Here is a 21410-nt window from a genome sequence, read left to right as displayed (position 1 = left end):
AACGGTTTGCGGTGCTGCGCCGGGCGCGCAGCAAGGCGCGGTTGCTGATGGATTCGCATCCCTGCGACCTGGTGATCGAAGCCGGCTGGGTGATTCCGGTCGAGCCGCACGGCGTGGCGCTCGAAAGCCATGCGGTGGCGGTGGACGACGGACGCATCCTTGCCGTGCTCCCGATTGCCGAGGCGCGGGCGCGCTACGCCCCGCGCCAACGCGTCGAACTGCCCGACAGCGCCCTGCTGCCGGGCTTCGTCAACGCCCACACCCACAATCCGATGACGCTGCTGCGCGGAGTCGCCGACGACCTGCCGCTGATGCAGTGGCTCACCGGCCACATCTGGCCGATCGAGGCGGCGGTGCTGGGGCCGCGCTTCTGCGCCGACGGCGCGGAGCTGGCGGTGGTCGAAATGCTGCGTGGCGGCACCACCTGCTGCAACGAGAACTACTTTTTCCCCGATGCGATCGGCGCGGTCTACGCCCGCCTGGGATTTCGCTGTCGTCTCGGCCTGCCCGTGATCGAGTTTCCCACGCCCTGGGCGCGCACCCGCGACGAGTATTTCGAAAAGGCGCAAGAGGTGCACGACGGGTTCATCGGGCATGCGCGCGTGTCGACCGCCTTTGCGCCGCACGCGCCCTACACCGTGAGCGATGCCGGCTTCGAGCGCATCCGGATGCTCTCGGACCAGCTCGATCTCCCGGTGCACTGCCATGTCCACGAGACCGCGCAGGAAGTGGAGGACTCGCTCAGGGAGCACGGCCAGCGTCCGCTCGCGCGCCTGCAGCGGCTGGGCCTGGTGAATCGGCACCTGATCGCGGTGCATATGACCCAGCTCACCGAGGCGGAAATCGCGCTGTGCGCCGAGCAGGGCGTTTCGGTGGTGCATTGCCCCGAGTCCAACCTCAAGCTGGCCTCGGGGTTTTCGCCGGTCGAAGCGCTGCGCCGCGCCGGCGTCAATCTGGCGCTGGGGACCGACGGCTGCGCCAGCAACAACGACCTGGACATGATCGGGGAGATGCGCACGGCGGCGCTGCTCGCCAAAGCGGTGGCGCAGGATGCCGCCGCGCTCGATGCCGCCTCGGTGCTGCGCATGGCCACGCTGGATGCGGCGCGTGCGCTGGACCTCGATACCCGGATCGGTTCGATCGAGCCGGGAAAACAGGCGGATCTTGCCGCGATCCGACTGGACGATCCGGAAACCCAGCCGCTCTACGATCCGATCGCACAAGTGGTGTACGCCGCAGGCCGCCATCAGGTGCACTGGGTGTGGATCGACGGTGAGGCCCGGCTGCGCGAGCGCGGGCTGGTGGGCATGGATGTGGCGGGAGTCCTCGCCCGCGCGCGCGAGTGGCGCGAGCGCATCGCGCGCCTGCCGCGGGCGAGCTGAGCCGGCCGCGATGTGTTCGCTGACACGGGCCTGCGGGCTGGCGCAGACGGCACCATGACGAGGATCGCGCCGCTCGTGCTGTTCGATCTCGACGGGACCCTGGTCGATTCGGTCGGCGACCTGACCACCGCGCTCAATGACGTGCGCGCCCGCTTCAGCCTGGCACCGGTGGCGCATGCGCAGGTGCGCACCGCCATTTCCTCCGGTGCCCGCGCCATCCTGGGACAGGGGCTGCCGGAGCTTTCCGAGGCCGAGCGCGAGGCGCAGCGCGACGTGTTCCTGGCCTTCTATCGCGAACGGATCGGCGAGAGCGATCGCCTGTTTCCGGGCATCGCCGCGGTGCTGGCCGCCATCGACGAGGCCGGTTCGCGCTGGGGCGTGGTCACCAACAAGCGCGAGGATCTGGCGCGCCGCGTCGTGGAGCGGCTCGATCTGGGCGCGCGCTGCGCGATCCTCATTGGCGGCGATACCCTGGCGCGCAGCAAGCCCGATCCGCTGCCGGTCGTCACCGCCTGCCAGCGCCTCGGCGTGGCCTGCGACCGGTCCGTCTTCATCGGCGACGACCGGCGCGACATCGAGGCCGGACGCAGCGCCGGAACGCGAACCCTGGCGGTGCGCTGGGGCTTCCACGCCGCTGTCGACGACCCGGCCGGCTGGGGCGCGGATGCGGTGGTCGACGAGCCCATTCACCTGCTGGGCGCAGGCGTGCTGTCCGCGGCCGCAATCCGATGACGCCCGAGCCAGCCGCCTTGGGCGAAGACAGCCGCAGCCACATCGCCAAGTGGCTCGCGCGCGAGCCGGAAATGGAAACCGCGCTGCTGTTTGCCGCCTCGGGACGTCCGCTGGCCGCGCTCTGGGGTGCGGTGCTGGACGCCTGGCTGGAGGCCTGCTTCATGCCAAGCGATGCGGGCGTCGCGCGGGTCAAGCTGGCGTGGTGGGGCGAGGCTCTGGGCCAAACCTCCGCCGAGTCGGCTCACCCGCTGGTGCGGGCCTTCGCTCTCGCCGGCGGCGAGGCGGTGCCCGCCACACTTTGGGCCGATGCGGCGCATTCGGCGCTGGAACTGGTATCGCGGGAGGCGCACCCAACGGATTTTCCTGCCCTCATCGGCAGCCGCATGGCCCTGGGGCGTGCCCTGGCGGCGGTGGAATCCGCGCTGTGGCCGGACAGTGGCGCGGGCGATGCGGGGGCGGTGGCGCGCTCGCTGGTCGTGTGGCAGTGGCGCCAGCACCGGCGCGAGCGCGATCCGCGCCCGGGCTGGCTGCCGCTGCAGCTGCTGGCGCGTCACAGCCTGCGCGCGCAGGACGTGTACGCGAATCCGGCCGATCCCGCCGTCGCGCCGCTTCTGGCCGACATGGCCGAGGCGCTGCTGGGCTGTCCCTGTGCGCCGGTCGGGCCGCGCCTGCGGCGGGCGCGCACCCGCCTTGATACCCTCGCGCTGCGGCGGCTGCGTCGCGGTCACCCGCAGCCATTCGCCGGTTCGGGCCTGGGCATCCTCTGGCAAAGCTGGTGCGCGTCGCGCGGTGTGGCAGGCTGATTCCAGCGCCGGCGCGGGTGGCGTGAATGGAACGCAGCATCCCATCATCATGCCGCCCGATTCATGCCTCCTTCCGCGCCCTTGTCCGATCATTGCCGGCCTGTCTTGATGCCAAACCCTCCTCGCACCGATCCCATGACCGATCTTCCGTCTCCCGACTCCTTCACCGATCCGCTGGCCGACGAGGTGGCGCGGATGCCCGCCGCGCGACTGGCCCCGCTGGATCGCGTCGGCATGCGCGGCATCGAAATGCCGGTGCGCGTGCTGCTGGACGACGGCCCTGCGCTGCTGCCGGCGCGCGTCGAGGTGGCGGTCGATCTGCGTGATCCTGCGGCGCGCGGCATCCACATGTCGCGGCTCTATCGCCTGTGCGATGCGCACGTTTCCGCCGCCGAGCCGCTGGATCGCAGCCGGCTGCGCGCGCTGCTGGAGGCGCTTCTGGCCTCGCACGCCGGGCTTTCCCAGGGTGCCTGGCTGGGCATCGCCTTCGAGCTTCCGCTGCGGCGCGTTGCGCTGCTGAGCGGACTGTCAGGCTGGCGCCAGTACCCGGTAAGGATTGCCGCATCGCTGGAGCAGGGGCGCTGGCGCTGCGAGCTGGGCGTCGATGTCCTTTATTCGAGTACCTGCCCGGGCTCCGCGGCGATGGCGCGGCAGGTGGTCGCGCAGCGGTTTTCCGGGCGCTTCGGCGGCGGCGCGGTGGATGCGGCGGCGGTGGCGCGCTGGCTGGAATCGCCCGACGGCGGTGCCGCAACGCCGCACGCGCAACGCTCGCGCGCGACGCTGGACGTGAGGTTGGCCGACGGCATCGGAGAAGCGCACCTGCCGATGGCGCACCTGGTCGATCTGGCCGAGCGCGCGCTGGCCACGCCGGTGCAGGCTGCGGTCAAGCGCATGGACGAGCAGGAATTCGCGCGCCTCAACGGTGCCCACCCGATGTACTGCGAAGACGCCGCGCGCCGCCTCGCGGCGGCGCTGGATGCCGAAGCCTGGGTGGCCGATTACGCGATCGAAGCGGCGCACCTGGAAAGCCTGCACCCGCACGATGCGGTCGCGCGGGTGGTCAAGGGTGTGGCCGGCGGTTTCACGCCCGATTGACTCCCGCCGAGATGGCGCGACGATCGTCGCGCCTCACTTGGACGGTGGTGGCGTCGGCTCCGATTTGGGCACCGGACGCACGATCACCGGCGCGCGATAGCCCCAGCCGCCGTAATAGCCCGGCCAGTACGGGTCGCTGAAGTAGATGCGCTCCTGCGCCACGCGCAGCGGCCACAGGTAGATCACCTCGGCCGCCAGGCGCGGGTAGCGGTAGTCGTACTCGCCGATGCGGCGGGTCTCGAAATCGACGATGCGCCCGGTGATGGTGACGTCGCGCTCGTTGGTGAAGATGGCCGGGTCGTAGAAGCCGCTGCGGCAGGCGATGAAGCGCCCGAGGCTGTGGTCGACGGCCTGCACCGGGCGCGCGCCGGACGACAGCTCGCGCGCGACGATCTCGAAGCAGGTTTGCTGCTCCGAAGGATCCACGCTGATGATCCGGCCGCCCCAGCGTACCGTGCCGCCAACCTGGCCGCTCAGGGCGCTCTGCTCCGGCGCGACGGCGGCGAACTCGCCTCGCAGCGGCTTGGGCGCGGTGGCGCAGCCGGCGGCGGCGACGGACAACAGGGACAGAATCAAGATGCGGTTCATGGTGCCCTCCTGGTGATGCGGGTGCGTGGACGAAACTGCTTCAACTCGCGGATCAGCGCGCGGGTGGCGTCCGAATCCCGTGGCTGGTCAGCGTAGCGCCGGGCGACATAACGGACGCTAAGTGACTGGAGGTGCCGGGCATCGTCGGGCAGCGCCCGGGCGGCGCGTTCGATGAATTGCGTCGGGGTCTCCGACGGCATCTTTTCAATCCCGGCACCGGCCAGGCGTCGGCACAGCTTTTTCCAGGCCGCAAGCAGCGGGTCCTCGGCAACGGTCGATCCCGAGCGCCACAGCATCGCGAAGGACAGCGCCAGCGCCAGCGCGATGGCTGCGATCAGCGCCACGCCGAGCTGGCGCCAGTCCTCGATGTCCAGCCCGAGCCGGCGCAGCAGCTGGCGCTGGCGGGCGGCGTTGAAGTCCACGATCAGGTAGTTCCAGCCGCGCCGCAGCGCGTCGAGCGTGTTCCACAGCGGCTGGCCGAAGCGCGACAGCGCGCCGGGCGGCGGCACGATGCCCGACAGTCCGCTTTGGATCCGTTCGGGCGCGACTGCCGCCGTGGGGTCCACGCGCACCCAGCCGCGCCCTTCCAGCCACACCTCGGTCCAGGCATGCGCGTCGGAGTTGCGCACCAGCCAGTAATCGCCGATGCGGTTGTGGAACCCGCCCTGGTAGCCGGTGACTACGCGCGCCGGAATGCCGGCGCTGCGCATCATTACGACGAAGGCCGAGGCGAAATGCTCGCAGTAGCCCTCGCGGGTGGCAAAAAGGAAGTCGTCGATGCTGTCGCGCGCCAGCGGCGGCGGGGTCAGGCTGTAGGTGAAGCTGCGGTTGAACAGGGCAAGGGCGCGCTGGATCAGGGCATCGGGCCGGGCATCCTCGGCTTTCCACTGCGCCATGAGCTGCGCGGTCTGCGCGTTGTAGCCCTCGGGCAGGCGCAGCTGGCGCTGGCGCGAGAGCGCCGGCAGCGCCGGTTCGAGGCGATACTGCACCGCCGATCCCATGCGGAATTGGCGCACCGATCGACTCGGGCGCGTCGCGTACACGGTGCGGTCGGGGGCGATTCGCGCGCCCTCCGGAGCCACGCCGGGCACGTCCAGACCCACCAGATAGCGATAGACCGTCGGCTCCTGCATCACCTCGTGGAACAGCATCGGGCCGGTGGCCTCCAGTTCGGTTTCCGGACCGAATCCACCGCCGATCCAGCGCGACCAGCGCCGCCCGTCGAAGTCCGAGAGCACCGGACCGCGCCAGTACAGCGTGCTGGCGGACGGCGGGTCGCCTTCGAAAGTCACGCGCAGGGCAGGGCTGTCGTCGAGCAGCATCTCGACGATATCGCCTGGGCTCATCTCGTTGGACAGGCCGGTGCGGGCGCGGTCCTCCGCCCCGGGGCTGCCCCACAGCGGCTCGGGGAAGCGCGGGAACAGAAAGAACACGACGGCGGCGAACGGCAGGGAGATCGCCAGCATTTTCATGCTGGCGGCCAGTGCGCGCGCCGGCCGCACCGGCGCGGCCTCCAGGCCGGGAAGCTCCACGCGTGCGAGCCGGATCAGCGCGGTCAGGATGAGGACGCAGGCTCCCAATGCCAGCAGCAGGGTCCAGGGGCCCTGGTCGCGCAGGAAGCCGGCCATCACCGCAAACAGCGAGAAGCTGCAGGCGCTGCGCCCGTCGCGGACGCTGCCGGTCTCCAGCAGCTTGGAGGCGAGCATGGCGGCCAGCAGCGCGGCACCGGTGTCCTGCGACACGCTGAAGCCGGAGGCGGCTACCGCGGCGACCGCCGTGGCGAGCGTGAGCAGCAGGCGCAGCACGACCGGCAGGCGCTTGCGCCGCAGTCCCAGTCCGATGCCCAGGGCGATGATCGCCAGCAAAAGCGCCGCCAGCCAGATCGGGAAGGCGGGCAGCACCGGCAGCAGTGCCGCCACCACCGCCGCGGCGACCCACAGGAAGCTGGTCCGGTCCAGCGCGACGGCTTTCATGCCCTAAGGCTCCAGCGCCAGGGCGCGGAAGCAGGCGTGCAGGTGCGCCTGCCCTTGTCCGGGCCCGAGGCGCTGGCCGGGCAGGTGCAGCGTGGTCGACTCGCCGGCGCGTTCGGCATCGGCCAGCCAGCGCGCCAGCCGTCGTGCGCGCGCCTCGCTCGCGAGCGGTGCCAGCGCCTCCCACGAGAGCAGGCGTTCGTTGCCGGCGGGCTGTTCGTACTCGCGCACCAGCAGGCGGTCGAGGCGGGCGCTGTGTTTCCAGGACACCTGGCGGGTCGCGTCGCCCTGGCGCCAGTCGCGCAGGGCGATCGGCTCGTCGCCGTCACCGCGCCGCGGCTGGGGGCGATTGCGCCCGCCTTCACCGGGCGGTGCCGGCGGATCCTTTTCCAGCGCCGGCCACACCAGGGTGTTCGTCTCCGGATGCAGCCAGCTCCAGACTTCGAACAGGCCCATCGGCTGGCGGCAGGAGAGCTTGAATCGTCCCGCCGCCTGCCATCCGCGGCGTCGCGTGGCTCGCGTGAGCTCGACGTGGGCCGGGGTATCGGCCGCGAGATTGAAGGCCGCGCGCTGGCTGGCCTGCTCCAGCACGAGCCCTTCACGCAGCCGGGTGCCGCTGCCGGAAAATTCCAGGCGCAGGGTCTGCGGACAGCCGGCATGGACCGGCGCGGCGTCGAGCGCGTCCAGCCGCACTCCGCTCAGGTTGAGGTAGCCGCGCAACAGCGCGGTGAGCATCACCGAGAGCATCAGGAAGCACAGGATCAGCGCCGGGTTGTTGCTGTAGTTGAGCCCGCCCAGGGTCATGGTGGCCAGCAGCGCGGCGAAGAACAGGCCGTAGGGCGTGGGCAGCACGTAGATGCGGCGGCGGTGCAGGCCGATCGGCAGCGGCTCGGGACCGCGCGGCTTGACGAATCGGCGCAGGAGGCGCGGGATGCGCGGACGCTCGTGCGAAAGTGCGTCCCGGTCGGGTGGCGGGGTCCGGTCGCGGGTGAAGCGAAGCGGCACGATGCCGGGCCGGGTCAGTCGACCGCCACGCGGGCCAGGAGCGATTCGGCCAGCGCTGCGCCCGAGCCGCCGTCCGCCGCCGGCACCAGCCGGTGCGCGGCGACCGGAACGAAAAGTGCCTGCACATCGTCGGGCAGTACGTGGGATCGGCCCGCGAGCAGGGCATGGGCGCGGGCGGCGCGCAGCAGGGCGAGGCCGGCGCGCGGCGACAGGCCCACTTCCACGCGCGGATCGCGCCGACTGCGCTCCAGCAGTGCCAGCACGTAGCCCACCAGCGCCTCGCTTGCGTGCACCTGGTCCACCGCCGCGCGCAGCGCCAGCACCTTGCCGGCGTCGAGCTGGGCCTGCGTTACCGCGATCTGCTCGCGGCGGTCGCTGCCGGTGAGCAGCGCGCGTTCGGAATCGGTATCCGGGTAGCCGAGCGAAAAGCGCAGAAGGAACCGGTCGAGCTGCGAATCGGGCAGGGGAAAGGTGCCGGAAAGATCGACCGGGTTCTGTGTGGCGATGACGAAAAAGGGCTGCGGCAGGGTGTGGGTGACGCCGTCCAGGGTGACCTGGTGCTCGGCCATGGCTTCCAGCAGCGCGCTCTGGGTACGCGGCGGGGCGCGGTTGATCTCGTCGGCCAGGAGGACGCGGGTGAACACCGGTCCCGGATGGAAGCGGAACTCGCGCGAAGGCGCATCGTAGATCGAGATGCCGAGCACGTCGGCGGGCATCAGATCCGAGGTGAACTGGACGCGCTGGAAATCCAGCCCGAGGGTGGCCGCCAGCGCCTGCGCCAGCGTGGTCTTGCCCAGGCCGGGGAGGTCCTCGATCAGCACGTGGCCGCCGGCCAGCAGCGCGACGAAGGCCAGATCCACCTGCGCCGCCTTGCCCAGGACCAGCGCATTGACCTGTGCGCGGGCGCGGGTGAGGGCGGCCAGCGGCAAGTCGGGTATCGTGGATGCGTGGGCGGGAGCAGCCATCCGGTATCTCGCTGAAACGGTCGGTCGGGAGTGTAGCGGGATATGCGGGAGGAGCGAGGCGCGCGGTTCACGTTTTTCGCGCTGTGGATGGCGCTGCTGGTCGCCAAGGTGGCGATCGCGTCGCGCCTCCCGCTGTTCGTGGACGAGGCCTTCTACTGGCAGGAGAGCCGGCACCTGGCGGCGGCCTATTCCGACCTTCCCGGGCTGACCGCCTGGCTGATCGCGCTGGGCACCGCGCTGGGTGGCGACAGCCTGCTCGGGGTGCGCTGGCCCTTCCTCGCGCTCGGCAGCCTGCTGCCCTGGCTGGTGGTGCGATTGGCGTGGCCGCTGGGTGCGCTGCCGGCCTGGCGTGCCGGCCTGCTCGCGCTGCTCTTTCCCCTGTCCGGGTTTCTGGGCGTGCTGGCGCTGCCGGATGTGCCGATGAACCTTGCCGCCGCGCTGTGTCTCCTGGGCGGCGCGCGCGCGCTGCGCGGCGTGGACTGGGCGGCGGTCGCGTGGCTGGCATTGGGCCTGATCGTCGGAGCCCTGAGCCACTATCGATTCGTCGGCGTGATCGCGGTGGGCTTGGTCGCGCTGCTGATCCTGCCGCAGGGCCGCCGCGCGCTGCGCGATGGGCGGCTATGGCTCGCCATCGCGCTGGGGGCATCGGCGTGGTTGCCGCTGGTGCTGTGGAACCTGGGGCACGGCGAGGCCGGCTGGCGCTTCCAGTTCGTCGATCGTCATCCCTGGACGCCACAAATCGAGGGCTGGCGGTTCATTGCGGTGCAGGCCGCACTTGTCACGCCGCTGCTGCTGGCCGCACTGATCCAGGCGGCAATGCGGTTTCGCCCGCGCTTTCCCGTGGCGCAGCGCTGGTTGGCGCTGAGCGGTGGGCTGACGCTGCTGGGCTTTTTCCTGCTCGGTTTCGTCGCCGATGCGGATCGCGCCAGCTTCCACTGGCCCTTGCCCGGCTACCTGGCCCTGCTGGCGCTGGTGCCGGCGGTGCTGGCGGGCTGGTCGCGCGGAATGCGCGCGGCGACATGGGGGTGCCTGATCGCGGCCTGCGGCGTGGCGCTGGCCGGGCAGGTGATGGTGGCTTCGTCCGACGGGCGCGTGCGCCTGGCCGATGCCGGGATGCACCCGGCGAACTTCTCCGGCTGGAGCGAACTTGCCGAGGCCGTGCGCGTGCGACGGGCGGCGCTGCCCGAAGGCACGCGCCTGATCGCCGACCACTTCAAGCTGGGTGCCGAACTGGGGTTTGCCCTGGGCGAGCCGGACATCGCCGTGCTCGATCATCCGCTCAACCATCGCCACGGCCGCGCCCGCCAGCTTCAGGACTGGGGATTGCTCCACGAGGGCGGTCGCGACGGGTGGCGGCTGCTGGTGGTCGGGGCCAGCGACGTGAAGTTCAGCGCGCTGCTGGCGCACTACCAGTCCCTGTGCGCGCGCCTGGGGCCGCTGCCGCCGCCCGATGTGGTCGAGGTCGACGCGGGGGCGCGGCGCTTTGTCCTGCTGGCGCTGCCGCCGGACCCGGCACCGGCACCCTGCGTTACGCCCGCCGTCGCGCACGTCGATCTGCCGGACGATGGCGAAACCGTGGGACGGCGCTTTGTCGTGCGCGGCTGGGCGGTGAAGGATGAGGCCGGCATCGGGCGCATCGTCGTGCGGCTCGATGACGCCGCGGTGGCCGAGGCGCGGCGCGAAGCCGACAACGCCTGGGTGATGAATTTCCTCGGGGGCACCTCGCGCGATCCGGATGCGCCGCGCGTCCAGTTCGAGACCGTGGTCGAGCTTGCCGACGGCACGGCCGGCTGGCGGCGTCTGTCGCTGGATCTGTACGGCGGCGACGGCAGCGTGGAGCGCTGGCGTGGTCCGCGCGTGCGGATCGATCCGGCGCGCTGACCGTCTGGATCAGTCGCTGCGGCGGGTCAGGGTGGAGGGCTCGCGCGCGGCCTGTTCCAGCGCGGCCTGGGTGACATCGGCCAGTTCGGCACCGGCGCTTTCCAGACGGGCGAGCTGGTCGGAAATGGCGGCATGGGCGCGATCCATGGCGCGGCAGGCGGCATCCAGCTCCTTCTGCGGCGCGCTGAGTCCGTGCCTGGAAATCCACAGGCGGTGCTCAAGCACATCGCGCAGGCCCTGCTGGACCTGGTCCTGGGCATCGAGCGAGGCGTGCGCCCGCGCGGCGATTTCCTGCGGCACGCGATCCACCACCTCGCGCATGTCCTTCATGCGTTCGCGGGTGCGGTGCAGGACCTGCTCGAGCGCGTCGGCGCGATCCAGCAGGTGACGCAAGCTGCGCTCGCGGCGCAAGCCGCGATGCCGCAGCCAGGCCGCAAGGAGCACCAGTGCGCCGATGGCGAGGATGGCAAGGTGGAAGTGGTTCACGCGCGTGTCAGGGATCGGTCGGCCCACGAGTCTGCCAAATCGTCCACGTGCCGGGCAAATGCATGCATCGCGCCGCTGGGCGAATGCCGACGCATCATTTCCGTCCCGGCGGCGAGCGCAGCGGGCATGGATTGACTGTGCCGCCGTGTTTGATAAGATGTGCGGCTTATGTCCAGTGCCCTGCCCGAAGCGGTCGACGCATGGCGGATGGTGTCGGCACGGCGCATTTTCGAGGGCCGCATCCGGCTCGATTCGATGCCCCGGCTGGCGATGTATCTGGCCGATGCCGAAGGCGAATGCGAGTATCTGCTCGAATTTGATCGGGACGCAAGCGGCGTTGCTTTCCTCCAGGTGCACGCCGAGGCGCGGTTGCCGCTGGTTTGCCAGCGGACGCTGGAGCGCTTCGAGCTGCCGGTTTCGATCCACCAGCGCCTCGGGCTGATCCGCAGCGAGGCCGAGGAGGCGGGACTGCAGGAGGGCGTCGAGCCGCTGCTGGTGCCGCTGGATGCGACGCTGCGGCCGGCCGATGCGATCGAGGACGAGCTGATCCTCGCCGTGCCGGTGGTGCCGGTATCGGGCAGTTGCGCGAGCGACGATGGCGTGGTGTGGCAGGACGTTGATGGGGCCCGGGCACCATCGCAGGATTCGGTACAGGCCAGTCCCTTCGCGGCGCTGGCCGATTGGAAAAAACACGCGGGCTGACAGGCGCCCGCAGGCAACAGAAGTCTGTCGAATTTCGAGGAACGATTCCCATGGCTGTCCAGAAAAGTCGCAAGACCCCCTCCCGCCGCGGCATGCGTCGCGCGCATGACGCCCTCAGCGCCAAGCAGCTCGCCACCGATCCGACCACCGGCGAGACCCACCTGCGCCACCACATCACCAAGGATGGCTACTACCGTGGCCGCAAGGTGGTGGATGTCAAGACGGACGTTGCCGCCGAGGATTGACGTGCCGCGCGGCCCGCGTGCCGCAGGTCGGCCACCCGCTGATCCCCCGACGCGACGTGCCTGCCGTGCAGGCGCGTCGCGTCGTCGTTTCCCGCGGTACGATCCGCGCCAGCCACATTCATTCCCGGAGCAGAGCATGACGCAGGCGTACGCGCGCATCGTCGGAACCGGCAGCTACCTGCCGGACAACATCGTCACCAACGCCGATCTGGAAAAGCAGGTCGAGACCAGCGACGAATGGATCCGCGAACGCACCGGCATACGCCAGCGCCACATCGCGTTGCCGGGACAGACCACCGGGGATCTGGCTTTCGAGGCCGCCACGCGCGCGCTCGAAGCCGCCGGCGTCGATGCTTCCGAAATCGACCTGCTGGTGCTGGGCACGACCACGCCCGACATCATCTTCCCGTCCACCGCCTGCCTGCTGCAGCATCGCCTGGGTGCCAACGGCTGCGCCGCGTTCGACGTCAACGCCGCCTGCTCGGGCTTCATCTATGCGCTGGGCGTGGCCAACAACTTCATCCGTGCCGGGGCGGCGAAAACCGCGCTGGTGGTTGGTGCGGAAACCCTCTCGCGCATGATCGACTGGAGCGACCGCGGCACCTGCGTGCTGTTCGGCGACGGTGCCGGCGCGGTGGTGCTGAAGGCCGACACCGAGGCGGGGGTCCTTTCCACCCATCTGCACGCCGACGGCGGGCACGAACACCTGCTCTACAACCCGGTGGGCGTCTCGCGCGGATTCACCGATGCGCCCAACCACGGCGTCAAGGTCCACATGACCGGCAACGAGGTCTTCAAGTTCGCGGTCAAGACGCTGGATGCCGTCGTCGATGAAACCCTGGATGCAAACGGGCTGTCGCGCTCGGACGTCGACTGGCTGATTCCGCATCAAGCCAACCTGCGCATCATCACCGCCACGGCCAAGCGGCTGGACATGCCGATGGATCGGGTGGTCGTGACGGTGGATCGCCACGGCAACACCTCGTCCGCTTCGGTGCCGCTGGCGCTCGACGAGGCGGTCCGCTCCGGGCGCGTGCAGCGCGGCGAACTGCTGCTGCTGGAGGCATTCGGCGGCGGCTTCACCTGGGGCTCGGCGCTGATCCGCTACTGAGCCTGCGGCCGCCCGGCTCCCGAGGACGTGTCGCAGACACCCTACGCCCGGGTACAGACGCTCGCGCCGGGCCTGACTTATCATGTCCGGCCTTTCCCGAAGAACTTGCCATGACGCAATCGCTGGCGTTCGTTTTCCCCGGACAGGGCTCGCAGTCGCCGGGAATGCTGGCCGGGCTGTCGGACCTGCATCCGCTGATTCGCGACACCTTTGCCGAGGCCTCGGAAGGTGCGCGGATCGACCTGTGGACCTTGTCTCAGCAGGGGCCGGAGGAACTGCTCAACCGCACCGAGTACACCCAGCCGACGCTGCTTGCCGCCGGTGTCGCGGTGTGGCGCGCCTGGCAGGCGGCCGGCGGTGCGTCACCGGCGCTTTTGGCCGGACACAGCCTGGGCGAGTACGCCGCGTTGGTCGCCGCCGGCGCGCTGCCGCTGGATCAGGGCGCGCGGCTCGTGCGCCTGCGCGGCCAGCTCATGCAGGGAGCCACGCCTGACGGTACCGGTGCCATGGCCGCCGTACTCGGTGCCGAAGAGGCGCTGGTGCGCGAGGTCTGCGGGATCGCGGCGCAGAGCCAGGTGCTGGTCCCGGCGAACTTCAACTCGCCGGGGCAGATCGTGATCGGCGGCCATGTCGAGGCGGTGGATCGTGCCTTGGCGCTGTTGGCCGAACGCGGCGTGCGCAAGGCGGTGAAGCTGGCGGTCAGCGTGCCGTCCCACACGCCGCTGATGCGCGATGAGGCCAATCGCCTGGCCGAGGCGATGGCCGCACTGGACTGGCGTCAGCCCGCCATTCCGGTGGTGCAGAACGTCGATGGCAAGGTGCATGACACGCCGGAGGCGATCCGCGATGCCCTGGTGCGCCAGCTCTACCTGCCGGTGCAGTGGGTTGCCTGCGTCGAAACGCTGGTCGCGCGTGGAGCCGCGCGCATGGGCGAATGCGGACCGGGCAAGGTGCTGACCGGTCTGGCGCGACGCATCGACAAGACCCTCGATGCGCGCGCGCTGGGTACGCCGGAAGACTTCAACGCGGCCCTGGAAGCCTGGGCATGAGCAAGACCCTCGCGGGCGAAATCACCCTGGTCACCGGTGCCAGCCGCGGTATCGGTGCCGCCATTGCCGACACCTTGGCCGCACACGGCGCAACGGTCATCGGCACCGCCACCACGCAGGCGGGCGCGGACGCGATTTCCGCGCGCCTGGCCGGGCAGGGCGGGGCGGGGCGCGTGCTCGACGTGTCCGTTCCGGGCGCGATCGAGGCCCTGGTCGAGGCCGTGGCGGCGGACTTCGGCGCGATTTCCATCCTCGTCAACAACGCCGGCATCACCCGCGACAGTCTCCTGATGCGGATGAAGGACGAGGACTGGCAGGCGGTGATCGACACCAACCTGACCAGCATCTATCGGGCCTCGAAGGCGGTGATGCGCGCGATGATGAAGGCGCGCGGCGGACGCATCGTCAACATCGCCTCGGTGATCGGCGTCACCGGCAACGCCGGGCAGGCCAATTACGCCGCCGCCAAGGCCGGCATCATCGGTTTCTCCAAGTCGCTGGCCAAGGAGATCGGCTCGCGCGGCGTGACCGTCAACGTGGTGGCCCCGGGCTTCATCGAAACCGACATGACGCGCGACCTGCCCGACAGCGCCCGCGAGGCGATGCTGGGGCAGATCGCGCTGGGCCGCCTGGGCTCGCCGCAGGACATCGCCGACGCGGTGCTTTTCCTGGCGTCGCCGGCGGCGGCCTACATCACCGGCGAGACTTTGCACGTCAATGGCGGCATGTACATGCCCTGATTTTTCCCGGCGCGCCGGGCTTTCGGCACGCCTCCTGGTTCATGCGCCGGCGGCTGGCTCGCCTCGCCGGCGTCCACTACAATGCGCGGGCTTTTTCCCGGAGGACAACAAGCAATGAGCAGCATCGAAGAGCGTGTCAAGAAGATCGTCGTGGACCAGCTGGGCGTCAAGGAGGAGGATGTCACCGCCAACGCCTCGTTCGTCGACGATCTGGGCGCGGACTCCCTCGATACCGTGGAGCTGGTGATGGCGCTCGAAGAAGAGTTCGAGTGCGAGATTCCGGACGAGGACGCGGAGAAGATCACCAGCGTGCAGCAGGCGATCGACTACGTGAAGGCGCACGTCAAGTCCTGACGCACGCCCAAGGCGCCGGGGCCCCGCGCGGGCCGCAAGGGTTCCGGCGCCTGTCATTCCCCAATTCTGAGGAAACCCGCGCATGAGTCGACGTCGCGTCGTGGTCACCGGTCTGGGCATCGTCTCTCCGGTCGGCAATACCGTTGCATCGGCCTGGGATGCCATCGTCAACGGGCGCTCGGGCATCGGACAGGTGACCGGGTTCGATACCACCGGCTTCGCCACCACCATCGCGGGCGAAGTGCGCGACTTCGATCCGGCGGCCTTCGTGCCGGCCAAGGACGCGCGCAAGATGGACCCCTTCATCCACTACGGCGTGGCGGCGGCCTTCATGGCGCTGGACGACTCCGGGCTGGAAGTGGGCGAACACAATGCCGAGCGCATCGGCGTCCTCGTCGGTTCCGGCATCGGCGGCATCTACGGCATCGAGGAAACCGCGATCCGCCTGCACGAAGGCGGCCCGCGCAAGATATCCCCGTTCTACGTGCCCAGCACCATCATCAACATGCTGCCGGGCCAGATCAGCATCCTGAAGGGCCTCAAGGGGCCGAGCATGTCGGCGGTGTCGGCCTGCGCCTCCTCCAACCATTCCATCGGCCTGGCGATGCGCGCGATCCAGTACGGCGACGCCGACGTGATGGTGGCCGGCGGTGCCGAACGCGGCTCCTCGCCCACCTCGATGGGCGGCTTCTGCGCGATGAAGGCCATGTCCACCCGCAACGACGACCCGGCACGCGCTTCGCGGCCCTGGGACAAGGATCGCGACGGCTTCGTGCTGGGCGACGGTGCCGGCGTGCTGATCCTCGAGGAATACGAATATGCCAGGGCGCGCGGTGCGCGGATCTACTGCGAACTGGCGGGTTTTGGCGCAAGTTCCGACGCCTGGCACATGACCGCGCCTTCCGAGAACGGCGAAGGCCCGGCGCGCTGCATGCACGCCGCGCTGCGCGATGCGGGCCTTGCGCCCGAGGCGATCGGTTACCTCAACGCGCACGGCACCTCGACCCCGCTCGGCGACCTGGCCGAGACCCTTGCGGTGAAGCGTGCCTTCGGCGATCACGCCAGGCGCGTGCTGGTGTCGTCCACCAAGTCCATGACCGGGCACCTGCTGGGCGCGGCCGGCGGGGTGGAAGCCATCTTCACCATTCTGGCCCTGCACCACGGCATCGCGCCGCCGACGATCAACCTCGACGAACCCGGCGAAGGCTGCGATCTCGACTATGTGCCCAATGTGGCGCGCGAGGTGTCGCTGGATGCCGTGATGTCCAACGGCTTCGGGTTCGGCGGCACCAACGGCACCCTGGTCTTCCGCCGCATCTGACTCGGGCGCGCCGCGGTCTTGCCCGTCCTCAGGCTTCCCGGCCGGATCGATCCTCTGGCGCTGCACCGGCGCGATCCGGCGCGCTATCCGCTGATCCTCGAAAGCGCCGCGTTCGAACCCGGGCGCGCGCGCCACGACATCGCCTTGGCCTGCTCGGGCGAGGGCCTGCGGCGGGATCGCGACGGCGGCACGCGCCACCTCGACGGACGCATCTGCCCGCAGGAATTCGCCCACGCGCTGGATGCGGCGCAGCGCGCGCTTGCCGGGGCGATGGGCCCCGATCCGGATGCCGCGCAGGCCGCGCGGCTGCCGTTTTCCGGCGGCTGGGCGCTTTTCCTTTCCTATGAATATGCCGGCGTCATCGAGCCCGTCCTGAGTCTGCCTGCGGCTCCCGGGCCGCTGCCGGTGGCGCTGGCGCTGCGTTGCCCCGGTGCGGTGATCGTGGACCGCGCCGAGGCGGTGACCTGGGTGGTGGTCGAGCCGGGCCAGATGGCGCTGCTCGAATCTCTGGCGCAGGACGTGGCCGCCTGCGGCGGCGCGCCTGTGTCTGCCCCGGCGCTGGTTGCCGGCGCGGTGCGCGAAGCCCCTGACGAGGATTTCCTGCGGGCGGTGCGTCGCGCCAAGGCCTGGATCGCGGCGGGCGATGCCTTCCAGGTGAACCTCTCGCGCCGCTGGGAGATGGACCTGGCTGCGGGAACCTCGCCGGCCGCGGTTTATGCCGCGCTGCGAGACGCCAATCCGGCACCGTTCGCGGCGCTGCTGGCGTTCGAGGACTGGGCCATCGCCAGCTCCTCGCCAGAGCGCCTGGTGGAAGTGCGCGGGGACCGCATCCAGACCCGGCCGATCGCCGGCACCCGGCCGCGGCTGCCGGATGACGACGACGCGGCGCGCGCGGTGGAACTGGTGGGCGACCCCAAGGAGCGGGCCGAGCACATCATGTTGATCGACCTGGAGCGCAGCGACCTGGGGCGCGTCTGCACGCCGGGCAGCGTCGAGGTCGACGAGCTGATGGCGGTGGAACGCTACGCCCACGTTCACCACATCGTTTCCAACGTGCGCGGGCGGCTGCGGCCGGATGCGTCGCCCGGCGATGTCCTGCACGCGCTGTTCCCCGGCGGCACCATCACCGGCTGCCCCAAGGTGCGCTGCATGCAGATCATCGCGGCGCTGGAAGGCGAAGGGCGCGGCGCCTACACCGGGGCGCTGGGCTATCTGGGCCACGACGGGCGCATGGATCTCAACATCCTCATCCGCACCCTGACCCTGCACGAGAATCGCGCCAGCTTTCGTGCCGGGGCCGGCATCGTGGCCGATTCGGATCCGGATCGGGAGTTGGCGGAAACCCGCGCCAAGGCGCGCGGGCTGCTGCGCGCGTTCGGCGTGGCCGGGTGAGGGCACCCGGCTCCGGTATCCTTGCGCAATGAATCACTGCCACACGCATTTTCCCGCGCTTTCGCCGCCCGCGCGCGGCGGAGGCCGCGCGTGAATCGCCCCGGCCCAGCGCGCCAGCGCGGCTTCTGGCGCGGCCTGTTCCTGTTCGCGCTGCTGTGCCTCGTGGCCGCGGCGGCGGCCGGCCTGTGGGTATGGCGCGATTACCAGCGCTTCCTTGAAACCCCGCTCGCCCGCGGCGGCGCGCCGCACGTGATCGACATCGCACGCGGGCAGAGCTTTCGCGGCGCGGTGGCGCAGTTGCGGCAGGCGGGCCTCGACGGCAGCGTGCACGAAGCCTACTGGCGCGCGCTGGGCTGGCAGCGCAAGGCGCACATCCAGGCCGGCGAATACGCCATCGAACCGGGCCTGACGCCGCCGGCCCTGCTCGACAAGCTGGCGCGCGGGCAGGTGGTCCAGTACCGGATCACCCTGGTCGAAGGCTGGACCCTGCGCGAGCTGCGCCTGGCGCTGGCGGCCGATCCGGTGCTGGTGCAGACGCTGGCCGGCATCCCGGATGACGAGTTGCTGGCGGCCATTGGTGCAGGGGACGCGATCGAAGGCGGCGAAGCGGCGCGCGTGCCCGAAGGCCAGTTCCTGCCCGAGACCTACCAGTTCACCCGCGGCAGCACCGACGCCCAGATCCTGCGCCGCGCCCATCAGGCGCTGCGCGAGGCGCTGGCGGCGGCCTGGGCCACGCGCGCGCCGGACCTGCCGCTGGCCACGCCGTTCGAGGCGCTGGTGCTGGCCTCGATCGTGGAAAAGGAAACCGGCATACCGGAAGAGCGCGACCAGGTCGCCGGCGTCTTCGTGCGGCGGCTCAAGCGCGGGATGCGGCTGCAGACCGATCCGACCGTGATCTACGGGCGCGGCGCGGACGTTGCCGGCCCGCTCACCCGCCGCCACCTGGATACCGACACGCCCTGGAATACCTACACCCGGGACGGCCTGCCGCCGACGCCCATCGCGCTTCCCGGGCGCGCCGCGATCCACGCGACCCTGCACCCGGATGCGGGGCAGGCGCTGTATTTCGTGGCGCACGGCAGCGGCGGCCACGTCTTTTCGCGCACCCTGGACGAACACAATCGCGCCGTGGCCGAGTACCGGCGCAGGATGCGCGCGCAGTGACCGGGCGGCTGATCACGCTGGAAGGCGGCGAGGGCGCGGGCAAGTCGACCGCCATGGCCTTCCTGGCCGGGCGCATCGCCGCGCGCGGGGTGGAACTGCTGCAGGTACGCGAGCCGGGCGGTACCGAAGCCGGCGAAGCGATCCGCCGCGTCGTGCTGAATCCGGGTCACGCCGGCCTGTGCGCGGAAACCGAACTGCTGCTGATGTTCGCCGCGCGCGCCCAACTCGTGCGCGAGGTGATCGGACCTGCGCTGGCGCGCGGCGCGGTGGTGCTGAGCGACCGCTTCACAGACGCCAGCTTCGCCTATCAGGGCGGCGGGCGCGGCATCGACGCCGGCCGCATCGCCGAACTGGAGCGCTGGGCCTGCGGCATCAGGCCCGACCTCACCCTGCTGCTCGATCTTCCGGTCGACCAGGGCCTGGCGCGCGCGCGCGGGCGTGGCCCCACAGATCGCATCGAAGCCGAGCGCACCGAGTTCTTCGAGCGCGTGCGCGCGGCCTACCGGCAGCGCGCGGCGCAGGAGCCGGCGCGCTGGCGCGTGATCGACGCCTCGCGGCCGCTGGACGAGGTGCTCGTCGCGCTCGGTACCGCGCTGGACGCGCACTTCGAGGCGCGCCCATGACCGGCTTTTCGCCCTGGCAGGCGCGTGCCTGGGCGCAGGCGATGGCGGCGCTGGACGCCGGTCGGCTGCCGCACGCGCTCCTGGTTGGTGGTCCCGCAGGGCTGGGCAAGCGTGCCCTGGTTCGCGCGCTGGCGCGCCGCCTGCTGTGCGCCTCGCCCCATGACGGTCACGCCTGCGGCCAGTGCCGCGGCTGCGCGCTGGTCGCTGCGGGCACCCACCCCGATCTCATCGAGGAAACCTTCGAGCCCAACGACAAGGGCGAGCTGCGCAAGGAAATCCTGATCGGACAGGTCCGGCGGCTGGGCGAGAAGCTGGCGCTCACGCCGCAGATCGCGGCCGCGCAGGTGGCCTTGATCCATCCGGCCGAGGCCATGAACCGCAGCGCCTTCAACGCCTTGCTCAAGACCCTGGAAGAGCCGGCGGCCGGGCGTTACCTGATCCTCGTTGCCGATCAGCCACAGCGTCTTCCCGCCACGATCCGCAGCCGCTGCCAGCTGCTGCGCCTGGATCTGCCCGCGCGCGAGGAGGCGCTGGGCTGGCTGGCGGCGCATGGCCACGACGCGCGCCCCGCGCGCGAGGCGCTGGATGCCGCGCAGGGCAATCCCGGCCTGGCGCAGGAGTATCTCGCCGGCGATGCCCTGGCGCTGCGGCGCGCGGTGGCCCGGGAGCTGGTGGAGCTGGCCGCGGGACGCGCCGGCGCGGCAGAGCTTTCATCGGCCTGGGCGAGCGATCGTCCGGCGCTGCGGCTGCGCTTTGCCGGCGAGCTGGTGCGCGACCACCTGGCGCAGCGCGCCGGCGGCCCGCTTTCCGATCCGCTGGCCGATCTGCCGCGAACCGTGGGCATTGCGGAGCTGGGAGCCTGGTTCGACGGCGCGACCCGCGCGCTCAACGCGCTCGATGGCCCGCTGCGCGACGAGCTGCAGATTGCCGAGCGCCTGGTGCGCTGGCGCGAACTCTTCGTCTGAAGCCAGCGCGCCGCTGATCGGGCATCGCGCCCGTTGGGCCTATTGCGGCCTGCGGGTGCGGCCTGGAATCCGCGCTCCCGTTTTCCCGCCGGAGGTATGCCGTGGATCGACGTGACCTGCTCAAGGCGATGGGGGGCGCCGCGCTTGCCGCATAGCGGGCAGGGGTACCTGGTTCGATCAGCGGGAAATTTCCCAGCCCACGTTGCGGCGAACGCCGATGCCGTGCGCGCTGACGGCCGCAAACACTGCGCGTTGCCATGTCGCGCACTGCCCCGCCATTGCGCGCGGCGTCCGCATCGCCGCGCCACGCACGCCACGTTCCCGAACACACGCGCCTTTACGGGCTGGTGCGCGACCACGCGCCCGCCTTGCGAAGGCCGCATACCGCCGATGCATGTGCGAGAGGAGTTCGATGCGTATTTGCGTTGCGAGCGTGCTCGAACGCGGCTTCGTACGTGTGGTGTGCGAACACTGCCACGCCGAGCGCCTCGTCGCGTTCAGTTGCAAGCGACGCGGCTTCTGCCCCAGTTGCGGCGCGCGGCGCATGGCCGAATCCGCGCGGCATCTGGTGGAAGAAGTGTTCGGCCCGTGCCCGGTGCGGCAATGGGTGCTGAGCTTTCCGTACCCGCTGCGCTCCCTGTTCGCCAGCAAGCCGGAAGCCATCGGCCCGGCCGATGGTGCTGGGGTGGCGGCCAAGCTGTCGGGCGATGGCGACATTGGAGAATCCTGCACGCAGCAGGGCGGCGATCTGGTAGCGTTCTTCCTGGGTCAGGTGTCGATAGGACATGGCAGCTTCGCTTGGTCGTGGAGCGGCCCAGCCTACGGCACCTGGCCCGC

Annotated in this window: 21 protein-coding genes and 2 pseudogenes; 17 read left to right on the top strand and 6 right to left on the bottom strand. The window is 70.7% G+C overall.

Annotation, left to right across the window (positions count from 1 at the left end):
• The first annotated feature begins 47 nt into the window (after positions 1-47).
• The 4 genes from WB794_RS01515 (at position 48) to folE2 (ending at position 4012) form a co-directional block, all read left to right on the top strand.
• The gene (locus tag WB794_RS01515) at positions 48-1382 is read left to right on the top strand and encodes a TRZ/ATZ family hydrolase (protein WP_337334079.1); all 1335 of its coding nucleotides are present in this window, start codon (positions 48-50) and stop codon (positions 1380-1382) included.
• A gap of 54 nt (positions 1383-1436) precedes the next feature.
• A complete protein-coding gene (locus WB794_RS01510) occupies positions 1437-2114 on the top strand; it encodes an HAD family hydrolase (protein ID WP_337334078.1) in 678 nt (225 codons plus the stop codon).
• Positions 2111-2917 (top strand): hypothetical protein, encoded by an 807-nt coding sequence (locus tag WB794_RS01505; protein ID WP_337334077.1) that lies wholly within the window; start codon positions 2111-2113, stop codon positions 2915-2917. Before WB794_RS01510 ends, WB794_RS01505 begins: the two co-directional genes overlap by 4 nt.
• Before the next feature lie 135 nt (positions 2918-3052).
• Entirely contained in the window at positions 3053-4012 is a 960-nt protein-coding gene (folE2, locus tag WB794_RS01500; RefSeq protein WP_337334076.1) for a GTP cyclohydrolase FolE2, read from the top strand.
• A 33-nt stretch (positions 4013-4045) separates the two neighbouring features.
• Here folE2 and WB794_RS01495 read toward each other — a convergent pair whose 3' ends face one another.
• From WB794_RS01495 to WB794_RS01480, 4 genes are read right to left on the bottom strand one after another with little or no spacing between them, the layout of a single operon-like run.
• Positions 4046-4600, bottom strand: a complete 555-nt coding sequence (locus WB794_RS01495) for a Slp family lipoprotein (RefSeq protein ID WP_337334075.1) — start codon at positions 4598-4600, stop codon at positions 4046-4048.
• Entirely contained in the window at positions 4597-6573 is a 1977-nt protein-coding gene (locus tag WB794_RS01490) for a transglutaminase TgpA family protein (protein WP_337334074.1), read from the bottom strand. Before WB794_RS01490 ends, WB794_RS01495 begins: the two co-directional genes overlap by 4 nt.
• A gap of 3 nt (positions 6574-6576) precedes the next feature.
• Positions 6577-7575 (bottom strand): DUF58 domain-containing protein, encoded by a 999-nt coding sequence (locus tag WB794_RS01485; protein WP_337334073.1) that lies wholly within the window; start codon positions 7573-7575, stop codon positions 6577-6579.
• 14 nt (positions 7576-7589) lie between these two features.
• A complete protein-coding gene (locus WB794_RS01480; protein WP_337334072.1) occupies positions 7590-8540 on the bottom strand; it encodes an AAA family ATPase in 951 nt (316 codons plus the stop codon).
• A 42-nt stretch (positions 8541-8582) separates the two neighbouring features.
• Between WB794_RS01480 and WB794_RS01475 the strand changes: the two genes are divergently transcribed.
• Positions 8583-10421: a glycosyltransferase family 39 protein gene (locus WB794_RS01475; protein WP_337334071.1), complete on the top strand. Its 1839-nt coding sequence runs from the start codon at positions 8583-8585 to the stop codon at positions 10419-10421.
• 9 nt (positions 10422-10430) lie between these two features.
• On the opposite strand, the gene WB794_RS01470 is transcribed toward WB794_RS01475, so the two are convergent.
• On the bottom strand, positions 10431-10907 hold the full coding sequence (locus WB794_RS01470) for a hypothetical protein (protein ID WP_337334070.1): 477 nt from the start codon (positions 10905-10907) through the stop codon (positions 10431-10433).
• A 168-nt stretch (positions 10908-11075) separates the two neighbouring features.
• Between WB794_RS01470 and WB794_RS01465 the strand changes: the two genes are divergently transcribed.
• The 12 genes and pseudogenes from WB794_RS01465 to WB794_RS13500 all read left to right on the top strand — a co-directional run.
• Positions 11076-11609: a YceD family protein gene (locus WB794_RS01465; protein ID WP_337334069.1), complete on the top strand. Its 534-nt coding sequence runs from the start codon at positions 11076-11078 to the stop codon at positions 11607-11609.
• 50 nt (positions 11610-11659) lie between these two features.
• A complete protein-coding gene (gene rpmF, locus WB794_RS01460; protein WP_337334068.1) occupies positions 11660-11854 on the top strand; it encodes a 50S ribosomal protein L32 in 195 nt (64 codons plus the stop codon).
• A gap of 136 nt (positions 11855-11990) precedes the next feature.
• A complete protein-coding gene (locus WB794_RS01455; RefSeq protein ID WP_337334067.1) occupies positions 11991-12965 on the top strand; it encodes a beta-ketoacyl-ACP synthase III in 975 nt (324 codons plus the stop codon).
• A 110-nt stretch (positions 12966-13075) separates the two neighbouring features.
• The gene (gene fabD / locus WB794_RS01450) at positions 13076-14014 is read left to right on the top strand and encodes an ACP S-malonyltransferase (RefSeq protein WP_337334066.1); all 939 of its coding nucleotides are present in this window, start codon (positions 13076-13078) and stop codon (positions 14012-14014) included.
• Positions 14011-14754, top strand: a complete 744-nt coding sequence (fabG, locus tag WB794_RS01445; RefSeq protein WP_337334065.1) for a 3-oxoacyl-ACP reductase FabG — start codon at positions 14011-14013, stop codon at positions 14752-14754. Before fabD ends, fabG begins: the two co-directional genes overlap by 4 nt.
• 114 nt (positions 14755-14868) lie before the next feature.
• Complete coding sequence (acpP, locus tag WB794_RS01440; protein WP_337334064.1) at positions 14869-15108, top strand: acyl carrier protein; 240 nt, start codon at positions 14869-14871, stop codon at positions 15106-15108.
• An 82-nt stretch (positions 15109-15190) separates the two neighbouring features.
• Positions 15191-16429 (top strand): beta-ketoacyl-ACP synthase II, encoded by a 1239-nt coding sequence (gene fabF, locus WB794_RS01435; protein ID WP_337334063.1) that lies wholly within the window; start codon positions 15191-15193, stop codon positions 16427-16429.
• Between the two features lie 18 nt (positions 16430-16447).
• A complete protein-coding gene (locus WB794_RS01430) occupies positions 16448-17821 on the top strand; it encodes an aminodeoxychorismate synthase component I (protein ID WP_337334062.1) in 1374 nt (457 codons plus the stop codon).
• 90 nt (positions 17822-17911) lie between these two features.
• Complete coding sequence (gene mltG / locus WB794_RS01425) at positions 17912-18985, top strand: endolytic transglycosylase MltG (RefSeq protein WP_337334061.1); 1074 nt, start codon at positions 17912-17914, stop codon at positions 18983-18985.
• Positions 18982-19608: a dTMP kinase gene (tmk, locus tag WB794_RS01420; RefSeq protein WP_337334060.1), complete on the top strand. Its 627-nt coding sequence runs from the start codon at positions 18982-18984 to the stop codon at positions 19606-19608. The genes mltG and tmk overlap by 4 nt, the downstream gene beginning before the upstream one ends.
• Positions 19605-20573: a DNA polymerase III subunit delta' gene (gene holB, locus WB794_RS01415; RefSeq protein ID WP_337334059.1), complete on the top strand. Its 969-nt coding sequence runs from the start codon at positions 19605-19607 to the stop codon at positions 20571-20573. Before tmk ends, holB begins: the two co-directional genes overlap by 4 nt.
• Positions 20574-20830: 257 nt before the next feature.
• Positions 20831-21252, top strand: a pseudogene (locus tag WB794_RS13500) (transposase zinc-binding domain-containing protein); the annotation flags it as partial.
• Here the strand turns inward: WB794_RS13500 and WB794_RS13560 are convergent.
• Positions 21204-21360, bottom strand: a pseudogene (locus WB794_RS13560) (helix-turn-helix domain-containing protein); the annotation flags it as partial. The pseudogenes WB794_RS13500 and WB794_RS13560 sit on opposite strands and share 49 nt — an antisense overlap.
• Positions 21361-21410: the final 50 nt, after the last annotated feature.

It is taken from the genome of Denitratimonas tolerans (genome assembly GCF_037203605.1).
Taxonomy (GTDB): Bacteria; Pseudomonadota; Gammaproteobacteria; order Xanthomonadales; family Xanthomonadaceae; genus Denitratimonas; species Denitratimonas tolerans.
The sequence above is the reverse complement of the archived record's forward strand: the minus strand, read 5'-3'. Positions and strand labels throughout refer to the sequence as shown.